Genomic DNA, 20510 nt, shown 5'->3' with positions numbered 1-20510 from the left:
GTTTATTTCGCATGCAAACCTTTAAATTTTCTAAGCCTGGCTTTTAGAAAAAAGAAATAATCTCTACTATACTTGATATTGTATAATCTTAGCTTGATAGTGATGGGGTAACGCCACATGCCCATAAACTTAAGGATTCAAAATTACCCCAAAGCGAAAAAATGGACATTTTGTACAAGTTAACACAAAATTTTTAGCTTGATAGTGATGGGATGGGGCCTCTATATAAAAAAACACAGTTTACACTCAAACTGTGTTTTTTCGGCGTACAATGATTTATTAATATCTCTTTTTATTTACTTATATACGTACAGCTGTACCACTTACAGCAACCATTAACATTCCATCACGAACAACTTCGTAATCTACATCAATACCAACGATAGCGTTCGCACCTTTTTGTTTTGCAAGTTCTTTCATTTCGTCCATCGCAATATCACGGGCTTCTTTTAGCTTACTTTCATAAGCACCAGCACGGCCACCAACAACATCACGAACTGAAGCGAATAAATCGCGTACAATGTTTGCACCCATAATAGCTTCCCCATTTACAATATCAATATACTCAATAATCTCTTTACCTTGAATTCCAGAAGTCGTTGTTACAATCATGACTGACACTCTCCTAATATATTATAATTTTTGATTAGCTTTCTTATGGCTTTCTTATGCCGTAGAAAAAGTGGTTCTGTTGCCAAGAATACTCGATAGAAACATAGAGCATTTTTGCATTAAAACTTGCAATTGTCTAACATATGTTTTCCTATGACATATGCAATTGAATAAAAGTAATAGAATTATTTAGCATATGTATCGCCATAACATATGCAAGGGATCTGTTAGAAATAAGATAAGCCGCAGTAAGTATCACCGCGCCAGGTAGATATATAGCATAATCCGAAAGCTGGTTCGTATGAAGGAATGTAAAAATTAGAATCGAAATGATAGATGCAATAGCAGTACCAATATAATGTGAAAAACGATTTAATATTATATGACGAAATATAATTTCTTCAAGTATTGGACCGAGAATACCAAATACAAGTAATGTAAATATAAGAGGTATCTCCGCGCCCGTTTCAAGGAGCTGTTCTTGATTCTCTGGCTGACCAAGTGCGAGAAAACGCATAACAGTCTGTTCTACAATTACCGTAAATAAAACCACCAGAGGAACACTTACTATTTTCAAAATTGTCTTCTCTTTAAAATAAGCAAAACTCTCAATAATTTCTTTCTTAAATAAAATTATTCCTATAATAGCAGGTACAGTAAAAGCAATGGCACTAATAATAAATTCTGAGTCAGCTAAATTGCTGTTAGTTAAAAGTGATAGGCCAAATAATATGAACCAGCCAAATTGAAGTAGTGTAAAGATTGTAAAAACTAGTAGCATATTAATTTCTTTTTTATTGGTTTGTATAAAGTTCACTTTGTTACCTCCATAATTAAATTACTTAGGATCTTTGATTTTTCTTTCTGCATTAGGTTCTCCTTCTAAAATATATTTATATAAATACCGAACCGGACCGTTCGGTTCGGGAACTAATGATACTATAAGTTTCTAGTTTTTTAAACCCCTTTTATAAATTATTAATAAAATAAAAATGGTAAACAACAAATATATTTATATTTCAGTTGCTTATTTACAAGCAAATTTCAGTACTCATTCATTTTTGACAATTAGCTTTTTATAGAATGAAGTGATAAGGCTTTTAACCGCAAGGACTGCGGGAGATACCCTAATATACGAAGTGAAAGTGGGAGTAGTTCAAACACTTTAGCTAAACATATTAATAAAAATTATATATAATAATCATATGTCTATACGTTAAAATTAACTATATTTTTTACACCTCTACGATTTTAGATAAAATTAGTTGTATAATATGACTGAATTAAACAATCGGTCATGTTATTTTGACAGAAAATTCACTTAAGTTATATAGATAATATAATTTGATTAACTTCTTTTCAAACTGTATTGTTTGAGGTTTCCATAAGATAGGGATTGATAAGATATTTCTGTTCCGAACTTATTTATAATTACAAAAAAATTAAGAAAATAGAGGGTAAACATTACCTAGAATATTAGGATTGTTTTCATTAGGAGGATTACAAAGCATGACTAAAGTTGATAAGGTAAAAGAAAAAATTATTGAAACATCTTTATATTTATTTAATACTAATGGGATAACTCGCACATCCATTCAGGATATAATGACAGCTACTGAGTTACCTAAAGGATCTATTTATCGTAGATTTAAAAGTAAAGAAGAAATTGTCCTTGCTGCCTACGACAAAAGTGGTGAGATTATGTGGAGTCATTTTCATAAAGCAATGGAAAATAAAAAGAATGCAATCGATAAAATCCTTGCAATATTCCTTGTATATCAAGATGCAGCTAATAATCCTCCTATTGCTGGAGGCTGTCCATTACTTAATAGCGCAATCGAAAGTACTGGAGTATTTCCAGAATTACAAAAAGCAGCAGCAAAAGGTTATGATGATACAGTAATGTTAATGGCTTCTCTCATAAAGGAAGGAATAGAGAAACAAGAACTTAAAGAAGATATAGACATTATATCGCTCGCTTCTTTTCTTGCATCTTCAATGGAGGGAGCTATTATGGCAAGTCGAGTATCTAACGATAATATACACCATCATTATTTTATTGAACAAATAAAACATCATCTTTTCACTTATTCTAAATAAGTGAGAACTTGCATTGTTTCCATCCAATTTTTATAAAGTTAAATTGAATAAATACCCCTTATAAACAGTATCTTCTGTTTATAAGGGGTATTTGAATAGTTTTTAGCAAAGGTAGTCTTTAGATGATGTTTCATGTTTCTTATTGAACGATTTCATTATATATAATAAGCGTAATAGAAGTTCAGTTAAATAAAATTCAGTAGTCGAATTTTTTTGCATAAAGCTGTATAATGCTTGTAACGAAAGGGAAATACAGGAAGGGATTTGTAATGAGTTACTATGGAAAAAGATAAACAACAATTAAGCGTTGAAGTTGCAAGATTATATTATCAATCAGATTATAGTCAGCAAGAAATTGCTAATAAATTAAATATTTCAAGACCGACGATTTCTAGATTGTTAAAGTACGCGAAAGAAAAAGGGTTTGTTCAAATTAGCATCGCTGATCCATTTGCTGATTTAGATAACGTCGGGAATTTACTGAAAGAAAAGTACAACTTGTTAGAGGCACATGTGGTATTTTCTCCAGTGCCGGAATATGCAACGATTACAGAGTATATAAGTAAATATGCTGCTGAGTATATGGAAAAGACGGTTAAAAACGGTGATATTGTTGGTGTAAGCTGGGGCATGACTATGTATGAAATCGCTAGAAAAATCGTACCGCAACATGTAAAAGGGGTAGAGGTTGTCCAGCTAAAAGGTGGTATTAGTCATTCAAGTGTAAATACATATGCGAATGAGACGATAGCTTTATTTGCAGATGCTTTTCAAACGACGCCAAGAAATCTACCTCTTCCGGTTATATTTGATAATGCAGTGACAAAAGAATTAGTGGAGCAGGATCGACATATTCATCACATTATCGAAATGGGAAAACAAGCGAATATTGCAATTTTCACTGTAGGAACAGTGCGAGATGAAGCGCTATTATTCCGATTAGGTTATTTCGATAAGGATGAAACAAATTTACTCAAAAAACAATCGGTCGGTGACATTTGTTCACGTTTCTTTGATGGAGACGGAAATATTAGTAGTGAAGAAATCAATAAGCGTACCATTGGAATTGAGTTAGAGGAACTGAAATTAAAGAAACGCTCTATTTTAGTTGCAGGTGGTAATAGAAAAATAAAAGCAATTGATGGTGCGTTACGTGGCGGGTATGCAAATGTATTAATTATCGATCAGCATACAGCAAAAGAATTGTTACATTATCAAAAAGATTAGAAATAAAGGGCGTTCTCAAGATGTTAATTTTGAGAATGCCTTTTATTTTGTTATGTATGAATGATAGGAGTCTTTTTTGAACACAAATTGCCTTTTTAAAAATAATTATGGATATGGAGATACATACTACCATTGTTAACATAAAAATTTTGATTATATATCTGAAGTGTTCTTTGTTAGAATGCGCTTTATTTGCTACAAGAAAATTACTCTTAAAAAAAATGAACAAAATTTCAAAAGTATATTTACATTTGTTCAACCAAGAGTTAGAATGAAGTTGTTAAAAGATATGAGGAGTGAAGATAATGAACATTGCAAAGTTAATTGACCATACAATTTTAAAAGCTAATACTACTAAAGAAGATGTTATGAAAGTAATCGAAGAAGCAAAGGAATATAAATTCGCTTCTGTTTGTATTAACCCAACATGGGTAAAATTAGCGGCTGATGAACTAGCTGGACATGATGTAGACGTTTGTACTGTAATCGGTTTCCCATTAGGAGCAAGTACGACTGAAACAAAAGCATTTGAAACAAAAGATGCTATTGCAAAAGGTGCAACTGAAGTTGATATGGTAATCAACGTAGGCGCTTTAAAAGATGGTGACAACGAACTTGTTGAAAAAGACATTTATGAAGTAGTACAAGCAGCAAAAGGAAAAGCTCTTGTAAAAGTAATCATTGAAACTTGTCTATTAACAGATGAAGAGAAAGTACGCGCTTGTGAATTATCAGTAAAAGCTGGTGCTGATTTCGTAAAAACTTCAACTGGATTCTCAACTGGCGGAGCAACTGCTGAAGATATCGCATTAATGCGTAAAACAGTAGGACCAAACGTTGGTGTAAAAGCATCTGGCGGTGTTCGTACACGTGAAGATGCAGACAAAATGGTAGCTGCTGGAGCTTCTCGCGTTGGAGCAAGTGCTAGTGTTGCAATCGTATTAAATGATGCAAAAGGTGCTACAGATAACTACTAATCATTAATGAAGTCAAAAGCGATAGATACACAAAGTAAAGTGTATCTATTGCTTTAATAATTGAAAAAAATGTAAGCGGATACGAATGGGAGGAAACGGCTTATGAAATACTTAATCGGTGTTTTTGGCCTCGTATTGATTTTAGGTATCGCTTGGCTTGCTAGTAATGATAGAAAGAAAGTCAAATATCGCCCAATCATAACGATGGTTATATTACAATTCATTTTGGGGTTTCTATTATTAAATACAAGTGTAGGGAATATATTAATAAGCGGAATAGCAGATGGTTTTGGAGAGCTATTAAAATATGCTGCTGACGGTGTGAATTTCGTATTTGGTGGACTAGTAAATCAAAAAGAGTTTTCGTTCTTTTTAAGTGTATTAATGCCAATCGTATTTATATCAGCCTTAATAGGTATTTTGCAACATATTAAAGTATTACCTATTATTGTGAAATCTATCGGTCTAGCATTAAGTAAAGTAAATGGAATGGGGAAACTAGAATCATATAACGCTGTGGCATCAGCGATTTTAGGACAATCAGAAGTATTTATTTCAGTTAAGAAACAACTAGGGTTATTGCCAGAGAAAAGAATGTATACATTATGTGCATCAGCAATGTCTACAGTTTCTATGTCTATCGTTGGATCATATATGGTGTTATTAAAACCACAATATGTTGTAACCGCTTTAGTGCTTAACTTATTCGGTGGCTTCATCATTGCTTCTATCATTAACCCGTATGAAGTTACTGAGGAAGAAGATATGTTAGAAGTACAAGAAGAAGAGAAAAAGACTTTCTTTGAAGTATTAGGGGAATACATTATTGATGGATTTAAAGTTGCGATTACAGTAGCAGCTATGTTAGTCGGTTTCGTAGCTCTTATCGCATTCATTAATGCAGTATTTAAAGGTGTAATCGGTATTTCATTCCAAGAAATTCTTGGTTATGCATTTGCACCATTTGCATTTATTATGGGTGTACCTTGGCATGAAGCAGTTAATGCCGGAAATATTATGGCAACAAAATTAGTATCAAATGAATTTGTCGCTATGACAGATTTAGCACAAGGAAACTTTAATTTCTCAGATAGAACGACAGCGATTATCTCTGTATTCTTAGTTTCATTTGCAAACTTCTCTTCAATTGGGATTATTGCAGGGGCAGTTAAGAGTTTAAATGAAAAGCAAGGGAATGTAGTCGCAAGATTTGGTTTGAAATTACTATTCGGTGCAACATTAGTAAGTTTCTTATCAGCAACAATCGTTGGCTTACTATTTTAATAGATTCATATAATATAAAAAGGAATGGTGATTGTAATGAGAATGGTAGATATTATTGCAAAAAAACGTGACGGCAAAGAATTAACGACTGAAGAAATCAAATTCTTTATTAATGGATATACAGACGGAAGTATTCCTGATTATCAAGTGAGTGCGCTTGCAATGGCAATCTTCTTTAAAGATATGACAGATCGCGAACGTGCAGATTTAACGATGGCGATGGTTGAGTCTGGAGAAACGATCGACTTATCAGCAATTGAAGGGATTAAAGTAGACAAACATTCAACTGGCGGTGTTGGTGATACAACAACATTAGTATTAGGACCATTAGTTGCTGCTTTAGATGTACCAGTAGCAAAAATGTCTGGTCGTGGTTTAGGACATACGGGCGGAACAATTGATAAATTAGAAGCGGTAGAAGGATTCCACGTTGAAATTACGAAAGAGCAGTTCATTGATATTGTAAACCGTGACAAAGTAGCTGTTATTGGACAAACAGGAAACTTAACACCTGCAGATAAAAAAATCTATGCATTACGCGATGTAACCGGAACGGTTAACTCAATTCCTTTAATCGCAAGTTCAATTATGAGTAAAAAAATTGCAGCTGGTGCTGACGCAATCGTACTTGATGTAAAAACAGGTGCTGGTGCATTTATGAAAACAGAAGAAGATGCAAAAGAATTAGCACATGCAATGGTACGTATCGGAAATAATGTAGGACGTCAAACAATGGCAGTTATTTCAGATATGTCACAACCTCTTGGATTTGCGATTGGTAATGCTCTAGAAGTGAAAGAAGCGATTGATACGTTAAAAGGTGAAGGTCCAGAAGATTTAACAGAATTAGTACTTGTATTAGGAAGTCAAATGGTCGTACTTGCGAAAAAAGCAAATACGTTAGAAGAAGCTCGTGAAATGCTAATTGAAGTGATGAAAAACGGAAAAGCAACTGAGAAATTTAAAGAGTTCTTAAGCAATCAAGGCGGAGATAGCTCAATTGTAGACAATCCAGAAAAAATGCCACAAGCTAAGTATGTAATTGATGTACCTGCAAAAACTTCAGGTGTTATTTCTAACATTGTTGCAGATGAGATTGGTATTGCAGCTATGTTACTTGGTGCAGGTCGTGCAACGAAGGAAGATGAAATCGATTTAGCGGTAGGTTTAATGTTACGTAAAAAAGTTGGCGATGCAGTAAAAGAAGGCGAGCCATTCGTAACAATCTACGCAAATCGTGAAAATGTAGAAGATGTAAAAGCAAAAATTTATGAGAACATCTCTATTGCTGAAACAGCAGTGGCTCCTAAATTAGTTCATACAGTTATTACTGACTAATCATCATTTCATTTACTTTGAGGGGGAAATAATATGGATAAGAAAAAATATATTGAAGAAGCAAACAAGATGTTATCGAAAGCGTATATTCCGTATTCTAAATTTCCTGTTGGCGCAGCGTTAGTTACGAAAGAAGGGAAAATCTATACTGGTTGTAATATAGAAAATGCTTCTTACGGTTTATGTAACTGTGCAGAAAGAACAGCAATATTTAAGGCAGTATCAGAAGGTGAGCGCGATTTTAGTTATTTAGTTATTACAGGAGAAACTGATGGACCTATTTCACCATGTGGTGCGTGTAGACAAGTAATTGCTGAATTCTGTGATCCGAAAATGCCTGTATTATTAACGAATGTAAAAGGTGATGAAAAAGAAGTGACTGTTGAGCAATTACTTCCAGGTGCTTTCACAATTGACGATTTAAAATAAGTTAAAAAGCCATTCTGCAATAATTAATTGCAGAATGGCTTTTTTGTTCATATTCTGTTCATAAACTTTGCATAAAATGATTGCAGCGAATATGGAAAGTTTACAGCAGGAGGAATATAATGAAGAAATTCTATAATGCGGGATGTAGTTACTTATTGGTTTATGATTTTGTTAAAAAAGTCATTTAAATAGATAGGAGTGGAAAGTATGATAGCACTTTTATCAAGTGTCGTAGCAGTTTGTATGGCTGTTGGGGTAATGTTTCTACGTTTTAAAGCAGCGAAAAAGCCGGTAACGAAAAAGAAAATTATATTGCCGCCAATTTTTATGAGTACAGGCGGGATGATGTACTTTTTACCAGAGTTTCGATTAACATCGTTAGAAATAGTCGAGGCAATTAGTATAGGGCTTATCTTTTCTATTTTTCTTATTAAAACAACTAAGTTCGAAATAAAAGGCGAACATATATTTATGAAACCGTCAAAAGCATTCATATTTATTTTAGTAGGCTTATTAGCTGTACGCGTGGCATTAAAGTCATATTTAAGCCAATCAATTGATTTGGCAGAGTTAAGCGGAATGTTTTTCTTACTTGCATTTGCGATGATTGTGTCGTGGAGAATTGCGATGTATCGCTCGTTTACTAAATTAGAAAAGACAATAAACAGAGCTGGAATTTCTATATAGGAAATCCAGCTCTGTTTATGTTTTATTAAAATTCTTTAGCTCGGAACTCATTTGCTTAATTTTAAACGTATTTGAGCATCTTGTAATGCGGCTGGTGTAACGTTAAGACCATTTTGATCAACAATTTTTGTGTTTAATAAAATGGAATCTAAGCTTCCACGAAATGTTTGTGTATAGTTTTGACGCAACATTTGTTGTTCTTGTTTTTCATCAACTGTTAATCCAGTTGCTTTTTCTTTTTTGGACAATTCGTTAATACGGAATAAAATATTTTTCATTTGTTTCACCTCTAGTTAGATTTAATTACATTAGCTACTTACTAATGTATAGTTATTTTAACCTATCTTTTAATAAGTGTCAATGTCTATAAAATGCCTTGTTTTGTAAGTGTATGGGGTGAGAGAGAATGTAAATGACTACTAATACTTGAAATAGAAAAGATGTTAATATACAATACCGTAGTAGGGTATAAAATTGTTGTTTTACATTATGAAAGAAATGAGCACAAAGGAGTATGTAATAATGAATGCAGTAATTTCAAAGAAAGAAACAATCATCTCATATACGATTGCTATTTTATTTATTTTAGCCATGGTAACAGCGGGTGTGTTATTAAATGATCCAGAAGTCATTTTGCCGGAAATAGCGGCGATGGCAATTGCTTTATGGGCGTATCGTGAGCCAGGATGGTTAAGACAACCAGAAAAAATTTTTATTGCACCGTCAATAACAGCTGTAATCGGTTTTATGGTGAATCAAATGGATATAGCCTATTTAGGGAAAGTAAGCTTAACGCTTGTATTCATGATGCTGTTTTTGCGTGTAATTCAATCCAATTTAGCACCATCAATTGCGACAGGTTTATTACCATTAGTAACAAATGCGACGGAATGGTCATTTGTTATCGCGGTCTGCGCTTTAACATTTATATTAATGGTTGGTGTACTTATATTTAAATTGAACAGTGGTCTGGAGCGAAAAGTGAATATACAGTATAAGTATATGATTGTATTTCTAATACTAAACTTTGTGTGGATCAGTTTATGTTGGATAACTGGTTATGAACAATTAGCAGTTATTCCACCAATATTAGTTGTCGTGTATGAATCACTTCAAAAGCCGATGTACAATGAAAAAATGGCTTTTAAACAAATAGTCGTATTAACTGCATCTGCAACTGTTGGAACAATATTGTACTTTGCGATTGATTCATGGATTGTAGTCACTTTATTAAATATGATATCAATGCTTATTTTATTAAAAATTGTTGGTGTACGTATTCCAGCAGTGTATGCATTTCCATTATTGCCGCTCGTATTTCCAGATGGAATGATAAAGATGTTACCAGTAGCTTCATTTGTTGCGGGAGTATTTTTATTTGGTGCAGTACTACTGTATAAAAAGTGGTAGATGAAGCAAAAGGGCATGGCAATGTAGATAGAGTAAAGATAGCTTTTAATTAGTAAAATAAATAGACACCTGTGAGTGTCTATTTATTTTATGAAAAATTTAGTTTAATTCATTTAAGTAATGAACAAGTTCCGATGCTTTAGAGAAAAATGGAGAATGATCAGCTTCTAAAGTAATAATTTTCTTGCAAGGTGTTTCTGTATTCATTCGGCGCTGAAAATCAATTGGAATCGCTCTATCTAGAGTCGTTTCAATATAAATGCGATCTATGGCTCCAAAGTTTTCTTCAGATATTTTCAGCTCTTGTTGGAAGGGTCCTAGTGGTTGAGGACACATTTGATTAAAAGATGCTTCTTTAATAGAACCGTCTTCTGTAGCATTTAAAAATGTTTGTTCAATTAGATTAGGTATAAGTTCAGCAGTCAAGTCATTTTCATTTATAGTGAATTGCGGGCCATCTTCTCCGTCTAATTTACTACCAAGACTTTCTCCGTTTTGTGGTAAAAAGGCACAAAGATATACTAATTTATCGATTTTATTTGGTATAAGTTCAGCAGTTTGAGTAATAACGATTCCACCCATACTATGTCCAACAAGAATAACCTTTTCATTTTGTTGATTTATATTAGCTGTTACTGCATCAACATAGGAATCTAACGTTATATTTTGTGAAGGAGTTGTATCTTTCCCACTTCCAGGTAAGTCTAGTGTAATAACAGTGTGACCTAAAGCCTCTAGTTGAGGTTTTACTAATTCCCATGCCCATTCACCTTGCCATGCTCCATGTACTAAAATGTAAGTACTCATTTAATCAACACTCCTCTAGGGTATATAAGTTTCATCTATTTGTAATATTGATGATGTATACTCAGTGTAAATGAAGTGGTTTCATAAATATAATGAAGGTTATTTATAGATGATATAAATATATTTTATATAAGGAGAACAGAATGAATGTTTTTGATTTTAAAGTCTTTACATATGTGGCTCGTTTAAATAGTATTAGTCTGGCAGCAAAGGAATTACATATGACACAGCCAGCAATAACCCATATTATTAACAAATTAGAGAAACGATATGCTATAACGTTATTTGATCGCTCTAGACAAGGAACGATTCTAACTGAAAATGGCAAAGAATTTTTAGTTGGTGTGAATCGACTTCTAATGGAGTATGAAAAACTTGAGGAAACAGCTTTCCAGTTGAAAAATAAAAGCTTGTATAAAATTGTACTAGCTACGTATCCTTCCGTTACTGTATATTGTTTGGCGGAGTGTATTCAACTAGGGAATATTGATCATAGTCAATATGTACTTGCAGTTCGAGAAGGAAGCTATCAAGAAGTGTTAGATTGGCTATCATCAGGTAGTGCAGATTTTTCTATTTCTATAAAAGAAAATTTAATACAAGGATTTCATTATGATGTCATTGGTGAAGATCCGTATGTTATGGTTTCTTCAAAAAAAGTTCCGCCTAACCTTACTATTAATGATATAAAAAATTATCCTTTTATTATGCCGCTTTCTGGTTGCAAAGAAGTGCTCGAACCGTATTTGATGAAAAATGAAATAACAGTTAATAAAGTGATGGAGTCAGAATCAATTAGTTCAGCATTAGCACTTACTATACAAGTTAATGGCATAACAATCGTTCCGTTATCAGGACTACATAAGCAAATTATTCATGACTTCATTGTACAGCCGATAGAAATTACAATTCCACGACAACGTATTATGCAATGGTCACCTAAAAAAGAGAATGACCCGCTGTTTCTCGCGTTTGTTAAGAACTTATTAGCTCAACTACAGCAAAAGAAAAAATGAATATAATATTACAAAAGGTAAGCTCATTTCACTGAAGCTTATCTTTTGTATGTATTACCAATAAAGAGCGGTATCATAAAGTCCGATTAATATAAGAAGAACACCGGCTACCTGTTGAACGCGTTTGCCAATATTCCTACTTTTTTTTAGTAATGTTCCATTTAATCCAAGATAAGAGATGATGAACATAATTCCAACGATAGGGAGAGCAGTTCCTAGCGAAAAGAATGTTGGAAACAAGTAACCATAATTATATGAGAAAGATAAAGGGATTAACGTTCCAAAAAATAGAACGAACATAGTCGGACAAAAAGCTAAGGAAAAGAAGAATCCAAGTAAAAATGAGCCAGTTTCATTTTGTTTTCTTATAAATTTGATTGAGAAGAAGTTTCTTGCTTTTATAATACCTGCCAACATTAACCCCATTAAAATTAATAGGGGTCCCATCATTTTGCGTAACCATGGGAAATACAAAGTTAATATTTGCTGAATCTCTTTTCCTAAAAACCATACTAATAGTCCAAGCGTCGTAAAAGCCATTATTTTTCCTAAAATGAATAAAAGTATATGTTTCCATACATGTCCTTTTTGTAAAGATTGGTTGCTATAAAGTGTAATAGCACTAATGTTTCCTGTTAATTGACAAGGAGCAAGTGTACCTACAATGCCTAATAAAAACGCAAATAAAAGAGGTACTGATTTCGTAGCATTCGCGACATCTATTAAAGGAGACATGAGTTGATAGCTCCATTCACTAATTATTGAAAACACGTTATATTCACCCTTCTAATTAATTTGGAATATTCCTTCTTTAGTAAGCTGCTTCCATGTTTTGCCCTCATCCGTAGAAAGGAACACATTTGCTTTCATTGTAGCAAATACAATTTCAGCTGAATTTTGAGGGTTTTGTGATATATACATAATTGTATCTTTAGGATCTAAAGGTGGAATTTGTATGTTTGTCTCCTCATTTGTAGCAATTGATTTCTTCGTTACGATTTGCTTATTGATAGGCGCGTAAATAACATCTTCATTACTTAATGTAATTGCGGTCGATTCAAGTGATTTAGCGAATATTTCAAACGTATTTCCGTAATCTGTAGATAAGTAAACACCGTCTTTGGCACTTACTGCGACTACACTAGATTGATTCGGATGTACGGAAAAGGAATGAATCGTACTTGAAAGACCTTTTAACTTACTATTTTCCCAATCTTGTCCGTTGTTCGTACTGAAATAAAAACCTTGTTGTAATTTAGAATTTGGACGCTCATTGTATAAATAAATTGCTTCTGTATTATATCCGACAGCAAGGTTATGAAAATCAGATTCTCCGTAAAATGCTAGCTTTTCAAGAGTATTACCACCATCAGAACTTTTCAATAATCCTAAAGGGTTTTTTAAATTTGCACCTGGTTCAGGGTGACCGCTGGCAAAGAATCCGTTCTTCGTTGCCTGAAATCCCATATAATCATGTAGCTCAGTCTTAGTTTCAAACCATTTGCCATCTTGATAAACTTTTATCCCGCTATGAGTGGCAATAGAAACACCTAGCATATTTCCTGCATAGCCAATTCCATGAATGTGCTCGATTTTTCCAGATGTAATTTCTTTATAGAAGTCTTGCGGATTCGTATTTGCTGTTTTTGTATTTTTTGGTTGAGATTGCGCCGTTCCTTTCTTCACTGGTGCTGTTTCGACGTTGCTAGAACATCCTGAAATTATTAATAAAGAAGTAATTGCTAACCCTGTTGCTACATAATGTTTCAAATTTGTAGGCCCCTTTCCTATATACGTGATTTTAAGTATATGGAATAAATGTCAAGAAATTGTGGAGTGGTATGCATAATTTAGCGTGGAAGGGACCTTAGTAATGAAAATTCTCCTTTGGCTATGAGTACTATTAATTGACGAAAAATTATAACAATAATAGAATGAATTGTATTGATGATTAGTTTCACAAGCATACATAGAACACTAGGGGGATTATTATGAAATCAACATTTTTTGCTCAAAATAGAGAACGATTAGCAAACACATTACCAGAGGGATCTATTACGATATTATTTGCGGGACAAGCACCGCATATGTCAGCTGATGCACATTATAAATTTGTACCGAATCGTAATTTTTACTACTTAACGGGAATCGATGAACCAAATGTTATTTTTATGCTGAAAAAGGTTGGAAGTAGTGTTGAAGAAACACTTTTCATTGAAAAGTCAGATCCAGTAATGGAAAAATGGGTCGGTAAAACAGTTTCTAACGAAGAAGCAGAGAAAATTTCAGGTATAAAGAAAGTTGTATATTTAGATAGCTTTGAAAAGACAATGTCAAATATACTTTTTACAGAAAATGCGAAGCATCTATATTTAGATATAGAACGTCGTGATTGGAATGGTACGGAGACAAAAACATTAGCATTTGCTAAACATGTAAGAGAAAAATACCCACACGTAACAATTGGTAATGTATATCCGAACATTTGTGAATTACGAGTATTTAAAACAGAGGAAGAAATTGAAATTATTAAAGAAGCGATTGCTGTAACGAAAGATGGTATTTACAATGTGTTAAAAAATGCAAAAGCAGGCATGATGGAGTATGAATTAGAAGCTCAATTTGATTTTACACTGAAATCATCTGGCATTAAGCACCATGCGTTCAATACAATTTTGGCGAGTGGGAAAAATGCTACAGTTCTTCATTATGAAGATAATGATGCACAAATTCAAAATGGTGACTTAGTATTACTAGATTTAGGTGCTCAAAAAGACTACTATAACGCTGATATTAGTTATACATTCCCGGCAAATGGAACATTCTCTAGTCGTCAAAAACAAATTTATAATATTGTATTAAAAGCATTAAAAGAAACAACAGCACTTATTAAGCCAGGATTAAAGTTCGCTGCATTAAATGAGCATACAAAAAAAGTACTGGCAGAAGAGTGTAAAGCAATTGGTTTAATTCAAGAAGATGAAGAGTTATCAAACTACTATTATCATGGTGTCAGCCATTTCCTTGGTTTAGATACACATGATGTAGGAACATATAAAGATAGAGTGTTAGAAGAAGGTATGGTTATAACAATTGAACCTGGTCTTTATATTGAAGGAGAATCAATTGGAATTCGTATTGAAGATGACATTCTTGTAACGAAAGACGGGTATGAAAACTTGTCAAAAGATATCATTAGGGAAGTTGAAGAAATTGAAGAATTTATGAGTGTAAATAATGAACATGTAAAAGGAAACCAAGCTGTAGTTAAATAATAAAAGAGTCATCACTAATTTATTTGAACTTTATCTCGAATCGTGGACAATTAAAAAATCCATGATTCGGGATAGGGTTCTTTTCTTCGAAATACTAATCTTTAATTATTAATCCTAATAAAGTAGCAAACTGAACAGCTTGATATGTTGATACTTTACATCCTCTTAAATCGTTCACTGAAACTGTAAGTGTATCAAAGGTAGAAGAACTAATATCTATCCCCTTCAGTGATGTCTGATCAAAATTAGCTTCATCAAGACTACATAATTGGAATTCAACTTTTTTAAGTTTACAGTCAAAAAAATCTGCATTATTTAATGAAGTTTCATTGAAGATGATTTTTTCTAGTTTGGAATTTCCAAATGCCGCTAAATTCAAAATTGAATTCTCAAATTTAACATTTCCTAAGCTAGATTCTGTGAAATTTACTCCGATTAATTTACTGTTTTTAAATTCGACTCTGTGAACAGAAGAATTGCTTAAATTAACATTTGATAGATCACAGTTTTCAAAACAAACATCTGTAATATCAATATTGCTAAAGTCTGTATTAGTAAACTTACAGTTTTTTATCACCGCATCATATAATCGCACTCTATCTACAGATTCATTTTCGAAAGTGGAGTCTATAATTTCACACACTTCCAATGTTGGATCTTTTTCATAAAAAATATCTTGAAAATTCTTTGAAGATAACTCTGGTGAAATTTTTGGTCTATCAATTTTCATCGTATATCAATCCTCTTCTATTTGATATATTTGTGTAATTTGAGTCCATTGTTTCCTTGTGAGGAACATTAGTTCTTATTATACAAAAATCTAAGTTCTTTTGTGAAGAGCATTTTAGCTACATTTTTCTTATTTAATAATAGCAGTGTTATTGTTTCTTAAGAAATAACGTCAAAATAAATATGAGAACGGCTAATATAGTCGCTACAAGGGAAGTATTTTATACTTTTAAAATATTCGCCTCTTGTAATGTCTCCGCTTTTAGTAATCTTCCAATTAGCTTACGTATTATCTAATTACATCTCCTTATTTTCTTGAAAATCAAGTTCTATAATGATTTTGAAAAAGAAAAAGGAGGGATTTTCCATGAAGCGATTTGTATTAACAGCTGTTACGGTCTCTGTAATATTTTTAATTGCTGCATGTTCTTTGGCCACAAATACAACAAATGATCATAAAAATATGAAAGATAAAAAAACAATACAGGCTGAAACAGCTACAAAACCATTGAAGGTTGAAAAAGGACCAGAAGTTACTTTAGTAGCGAAAGAAGAAAAGCAAAAGTTAGGTAACGGTGTTATTGTTCCAGTCTGGACATTTAATGGCTCATCACCTGGTCCAGAAATTCGGGTGAAAAAAGGTGAAAAGGTGAAAGTGACATTAAAAAATGAATTATCTGCACCAGTATCTATTCATTGGCATGGATATCCTGTCCCAAATAACATGGATGGAATTCCAGGCGTGACACAAGATGCAGTTGAACCAGGAAAAAGTTTCACTTACGAATTTGAAGCGAACGTACCAGGAACGTACTGGTATCACTCGCATCAAGATTCTGTAAATCAATTAGATAGAGGTTTGTATGGAGCGCTCATTGTAGAAGATACAAAGGAAAAATATGATAAAGATTACACATTAATGTTGGATGAATGGGTTACAGATAAAGAAGAAATGAATAAGCAGTTAAAAGAAATGACAAAAGGGCAAATAGGTAATAAATCTAAAGGTAATGAAAATGAGGAAAAGAATGATGATAAGAACGGCATGGCTCATTCTGGTATGGACATGGGCAGTGATCAAAAAGACTCTGGCAATATGGCGGGAATGGACCATGGAAATATGAAGATGGAAGGTCATGATATGAGTATGTATGATTTATTCACAATCAATGGAAAAAGCGGTGATTTAGTAGTGCCATTGAAAGTGAATAAGGGAGATAAAGTTCGTCTTCGACTCGTTAATGCTGGTTATCTATCACATAATATACATGTTCACGGTCATGATATAAAAGTAATTGCGACAGATGGTCAACCAATAAATGATCCAAAAGTTATAAAGGATAAAGTAATTTCAATCGCACCGGGTGAACGTTATGATATTGAATTTACTGCTAATAAAACTGGGAAATGGTATGTTGAAGACCATTCGAAAAATAAAGGTGCAAAAGGAATGAAAGCTGTTATTGAATATGATGGCAGCAAAGAGATGAAAGATAAAGCAGACGAAAAAGAAAAATTACCGAAAGTAGATATCATGAAATATGGTACTAAAAAATTAGGAAGTTTCCCGTTAAATCAAGAGTATACTGCCACATATAATATGGACTTAAATACGCAAATGAATGGAAATGAAATGGTATATACAATTAACGGAAAGGTATTTCCGGATATTGACCCAATTCAAGTAAAAAAGGGTGATTTAGTAAAAGTGAAGTTGGTAAATCGTTCTAAAATGGATGATCACCCAATGCATTTACATGGTCATTTCTTCCAGGTGTTGAGTAAAGATGGAAAACCGATAGAAGGTTCTCCGATTGTTAAAGACACATTGAATTTGAGGCCAGGAGAAGAATATGAAGTAGCCTTTGTAGCAGACAATCCTGGTGAGTGGATGTTCCACTGTCACGACCTACATCATGCTTCAGCAGGGATGGTAACGGAAGTGAACTATACAGATTATGAATCTGGTTATGTTCCAAACCCTAATATTCCTAATAAACCAGAATAATGTGAAAATCATGTAGTTTATTAATGATGAAAGCAGTTATCTTAATAGGTTGCTGCTTTTATATGTCATGTTGTGAATTGGGAATATTATTTTTATAAAAGTTTAGATAATACGAGAAGGTTATCCTGTAGAAAGAGTTTACAAGGTGAGAATGTTTCTTGTTATTTAAGAATTAAAAAACATGGTGGTTTTTGATTAGAAGTGGATAAATTTATTGTATTATATTGTAGTTCCACAAGATTGAATACTTATATTTGACCTTTCTTTTATTTTATACTACAATTCGTAGTGTGAAAGGAGAAGTCAGATATTCAAGCAAAATTATGAGTTAAATGAAGAAGGATTCAATTATGATTTTTTTATTTTTGTAGTATTAATTATAGGTGATTATTTTTTCGGTATTTTTTTGGTAATTAAAACTACATTGTGTAGTGTTCGATTGAAAGAATGAGAGGATTTTCAGAGTGTTATGAATTTAAATTTCTTTTATTACTAGATATAGATTATTGTGAATGATTAGAAATTTAATATGGGAAGTAAAAGAATAATTTTGCTGAATGGTTTAAGTGGGAAAAATATAATGATACTTGAATGTGTTTATAGGAAGGTGTTTTGTACTTATGAAAAAGATTTTAGCTAGTGTAGCAGTAGCTTCTGTTACAGGAAGTGTATTTATTAGTACTGCTCAAGCAAAAAATACTGTTATACCAAAAGACACGAAGCATGAGCAAACGACTGATGTAGTAAAATATGAAAATCAAGTAACAGTAAATACAAATGCTCTACGTGTCCGCACACAACCAAATATGTCTAGTGCAATAATGGGACGCGTGTATGAAGGAGAAGTTTTACAAGTTATTGGAGAAGAAAACAGTTGGCTGAAAATTAATCATAAAGGAAAAACTGGCTATGTAAGTAGTGAATTTGTTTCGGGAAATAATGTATCAGCGAAGACAAATGTAAGCATGAGTCGTAGTAAAACTGTAACTGCTAATGTATTACGTGTTCGCACACAGCCAAATACGTCTAGTGCAATAATGGGGCGCGTATATGAAGGGAAAGCTTTACAAGTTATTGGAGAAGAAAACGGTTGGTTAAAAATTAATCATAATGGAGAAGTAGGTTATGTAAGCAGTCAATTTGTAATAGACGGTAGTTCAAATGGAAGCGACAATAACAATGGAAAAGTTCAAGTAGCGAGTGGCAATTACAAAGTTAACGTATCTTCTCTCCGCGTACGTACAGGTCCAAGTACTTCCCATGCAATTTTAGGCTCTATACATAAAGGACAAGTTGTTCAAGTAACTGGTGAAATTCAAGATTGGGTCAAAATTAACTATAGTGGACAAACTGCTTATATTAGTAAAGATTATATTTCAAAGAGTGGTTCTAATGCAAATGTAGACCAAACAAATGAACAACAAAAGAATGTTACGGTTCAAACTGACGGCACATACATTGTAAACGCTACTTCTTTACGTGTTCGCACGGGCCCTGCTACTTACCATAGTGTAATTGGTGGTGTATTAAACGGACGAATATTGCAAGTAACTGGCGTTGAAAATGGCTGGTTGAAAATTAATCATAATGGAAGAACTGGTTATGTAAGTAGTGAATATGTAAAATTCGTTAAAGGAGGTACACCATCAAAACCTGAAACTAGTAATCTATCTACTGGGGCAACAGTTGGTGACTACTATGTTAACGTAAACGTGTTAAATGTAAGAAACGGCGCTGGTACAAATCATGGTGTAATTGGTGCATTATCAAAAGGAATAAAAGTACAGGTTCTATTTGAACAAAATGGCTGGTTGAAAATTAATTACAACGGTAAAAACGGTTATGTATCAAGTGAATTTTTATCAAAAACAAGTGAGACTGATGCAGAGAAGTGGCGGCAATCCCAAGAGGTAAATAAAACAAATGACTTTATTCAACCAGCTGCAGGAAGATATACTTCTAGATTTGAGAAACGTGGTGGGAAAATGCATCATGGATTAGATATTGCTGCTTCAGGAACAGTGCCAGTTGTTGCTGCCGCAGAGGGGGTAATCACTCGCTCTTATTATTCTACAAGCTATGGTAATGTTGTGTTTATTTCTCACAATATTAACGGACAAACATATACGACTGTATATGCTCATTTAAAGAGTCGTCCTGTTTCTGCTGGTCAAAAAGTGAAGCAAGGACAACAAATTGGCATAATGGGGAATACAGGACAATCTGAAGGACAGCACTTACATTTTGAAATCCATAAAGGTGAATGGAATGCAAAGAAGAGCAATGCTATGGATCCAAAAATATATATTGGTTAATTGAAAATTTATCCCGCACTAACGGGCAGTAAGCCCCACGTCTCAAAATTCAGCGAAAGCGAAGAAGTTAGGTTGGGGATCAACTGCCCGTAAAAGCCCGATTGGTGAGGGCTGATAATCAGTGGGGATGAACAAAACCCCTACTGATTAAAGTTTCGCTTTATTATTTCAACCTGGAATAGTATATTTTCTCAAGCAAAGAGAATTTCATAGATTTAGAAGTTTTGAACTAACAATTCAAAGTGTTTTTATCTTTGTCTGTTAAGAAATAAAAATAATGAAATCGATCCCCTCTA

Annotated in this window: 19 protein-coding genes; 12 read left to right on the top strand and 7 right to left on the bottom strand. The window is 33.2% G+C overall.

Annotated features, from left to right (window positions below; all coding sequences use genetic code 11):
• Window positions 1-300: 300 nt before the first annotated feature.
• Both MR168_RS10360 and MR168_RS10355 read right to left on the bottom strand, forming a co-directional pair.
• Window positions 301-612: a YbjQ family protein gene (locus MR168_RS10360; RefSeq protein ID WP_000637507.1), complete on the bottom strand. Its 312-nt coding sequence runs from the start codon at window positions 610-612 to the stop codon at window positions 301-303.
• A gap of 151 nt (window positions 613-763) precedes the next feature.
• Window positions 764-1429: a CPBP family intramembrane glutamic endopeptidase gene (locus tag MR168_RS10355; protein ID WP_001009381.1), complete on the bottom strand. Its 666-nt coding sequence runs from the start codon at window positions 1427-1429 to the stop codon at window positions 764-766.
• Between the two features lie 692 nt (window positions 1430-2121).
• On the opposite strand from MR168_RS10355, the gene MR168_RS10350 reads away from it, so the two are divergent.
• From MR168_RS10350 to MR168_RS10320, 7 genes are all read left to right on the top strand, one after another.
• Window positions 2122-2712, top strand: a complete 591-nt coding sequence (locus tag MR168_RS10350) for a TetR/AcrR family transcriptional regulator (RefSeq protein ID WP_000169644.1) — start codon at window positions 2122-2124, stop codon at window positions 2710-2712.
• Between the two features lie 279 nt (window positions 2713-2991).
• Window positions 2992-3939, top strand: coding sequence for a sugar-binding transcriptional regulator (locus MR168_RS10345; protein WP_000409780.1), 948 nt, complete (start codon window positions 2992-2994; stop codon window positions 3937-3939).
• Between the two features lie 305 nt (window positions 3940-4244).
• Window positions 4245-4916, top strand: coding sequence for a deoxyribose-phosphate aldolase (deoC, locus tag MR168_RS10340; RefSeq protein ID WP_001017441.1), 672 nt, complete (start codon window positions 4245-4247; stop codon window positions 4914-4916).
• Between the two features lie 102 nt (window positions 4917-5018).
• Window positions 5019-6200, top strand: coding sequence for a NupC/NupG family nucleoside CNT transporter (locus MR168_RS10335; protein ID WP_000876188.1), 1182 nt, complete (start codon window positions 5019-5021; stop codon window positions 6198-6200).
• A 36-nt stretch (window positions 6201-6236) separates the two neighbouring features.
• Window positions 6237-7538, top strand: a complete 1302-nt coding sequence (locus tag MR168_RS10330) for a pyrimidine-nucleoside phosphorylase (RefSeq protein ID WP_001983022.1) — start codon at window positions 6237-6239, stop codon at window positions 7536-7538.
• 33 nt (window positions 7539-7571) lie between these two features.
• The gene (locus MR168_RS10325) at window positions 7572-7967 is read left to right on the top strand and encodes a cytidine deaminase (protein WP_000358533.1); all 396 of its coding nucleotides are present in this window, start codon (window positions 7572-7574) and stop codon (window positions 7965-7967) included.
• Window positions 7968-8174: 207 nt separating this feature from the next.
• Window positions 8175-8654 carry a CcdC family protein gene (locus MR168_RS10320; RefSeq protein WP_000561076.1) on the top strand — a complete coding sequence of 160 codons (480 nt, stop codon included), beginning with the start codon at window positions 8175-8177 and terminating at the stop codon, window positions 8652-8654.
• Between the two features lie 47 nt (window positions 8655-8701).
• Here the strand turns inward: MR168_RS10320 and MR168_RS10315 are convergent, their stop codons facing one another.
• Window positions 8702-8932, bottom strand: coding sequence for a DUF896 domain-containing protein (locus MR168_RS10315; RefSeq protein ID WP_000789783.1), 231 nt, complete (start codon window positions 8930-8932; stop codon window positions 8702-8704).
• A gap of 244 nt (window positions 8933-9176) precedes the next feature.
• Between MR168_RS10315 and MR168_RS10310 the strand changes: the two genes are divergently transcribed.
• Window positions 9177-10064: a hypothetical protein gene (locus tag MR168_RS10310; protein WP_086412450.1), complete on the top strand. Its 888-nt coding sequence runs from the start codon at window positions 9177-9179 to the stop codon at window positions 10062-10064.
• 99 nt (window positions 10065-10163) lie between these two features.
• On the opposite strand, the gene MR168_RS10305 is transcribed toward MR168_RS10310, so the two are convergent.
• Complete coding sequence (locus MR168_RS10305) at window positions 10164-10871, bottom strand: alpha/beta fold hydrolase (RefSeq protein WP_086412451.1); 708 nt, start codon at window positions 10869-10871, stop codon at window positions 10164-10166.
• Between the two features lie 143 nt (window positions 10872-11014).
• Here MR168_RS10305 and MR168_RS10300 point away from each other — a divergent pair, with 143 nt between their 5' ends.
• A complete protein-coding gene (locus MR168_RS10300; protein WP_242291254.1) occupies window positions 11015-11887 on the top strand; it encodes a LysR family transcriptional regulator in 873 nt (290 codons plus the stop codon).
• A gap of 54 nt (window positions 11888-11941) precedes the next feature.
• Here MR168_RS10300 and MR168_RS10295 read toward each other — a convergent pair whose 3' ends face one another.
• Both MR168_RS10295 and MR168_RS10290 read right to left on the bottom strand, forming a co-directional pair.
• Window positions 11942-12658: an urease accessory protein UreH domain-containing protein gene (locus MR168_RS10295; protein WP_236093400.1), complete on the bottom strand. Its 717-nt coding sequence runs from the start codon at window positions 12656-12658 to the stop codon at window positions 11942-11944.
• 15 nt (window positions 12659-12673) lie between these two features.
• Entirely contained in the window at window positions 12674-13657 is a 984-nt protein-coding gene (locus MR168_RS10290) for a F510_1955 family glycosylhydrolase (protein ID WP_086412452.1), read from the bottom strand.
• Window positions 13658-13878: 221 nt separating this feature from the next.
• Between MR168_RS10290 and MR168_RS10285 the strand changes: the two genes are divergently transcribed.
• Entirely contained in the window at window positions 13879-15162 is a 1284-nt protein-coding gene (locus MR168_RS10285) for an aminopeptidase P family protein (protein WP_086412453.1), read from the top strand.
• A 94-nt stretch (window positions 15163-15256) separates the two neighbouring features.
• Here MR168_RS10285 and MR168_RS10280 read toward each other — a convergent pair whose 3' ends face one another.
• The gene (locus MR168_RS10280) at window positions 15257-15892 is read right to left on the bottom strand and encodes a pentapeptide repeat-containing protein (RefSeq protein ID WP_086410890.1); all 636 of its coding nucleotides are present in this window, start codon (window positions 15890-15892) and stop codon (window positions 15257-15259) included.
• A 366-nt stretch (window positions 15893-16258) separates the two neighbouring features.
• On the opposite strand from MR168_RS10280, the gene MR168_RS10275 reads away from it, so the two are divergent.
• Entirely contained in the window at window positions 16259-17899 is a 1641-nt protein-coding gene (locus tag MR168_RS10275; protein WP_242291253.1) for a multicopper oxidase family protein, read from the top strand.
• Window positions 17900-18519: 620 nt separating this feature from the next.
• The gene (locus tag MR168_RS10270) at window positions 18520-20214 is read left to right on the top strand and encodes an SH3 domain-containing protein (RefSeq protein WP_049107641.1); all 1695 of its coding nucleotides are present in this window, start codon (window positions 18520-18522) and stop codon (window positions 20212-20214) included.
• Window positions 20215-20510 lie beyond the last annotated feature (296 nt).

Source organism: Bacillus cereus group sp. BfR-BA-01356 (assembly GCF_022663635.1).
Classification (GTDB): Bacteria; Bacillota; Bacilli; order Bacillales; family Bacillaceae_G; genus Bacillus_A; species Bacillus_A cereus.
Note: the sequence above shows the minus strand (reverse complement) of the source record. Positions and strands in the feature narration are given on the sequence as shown.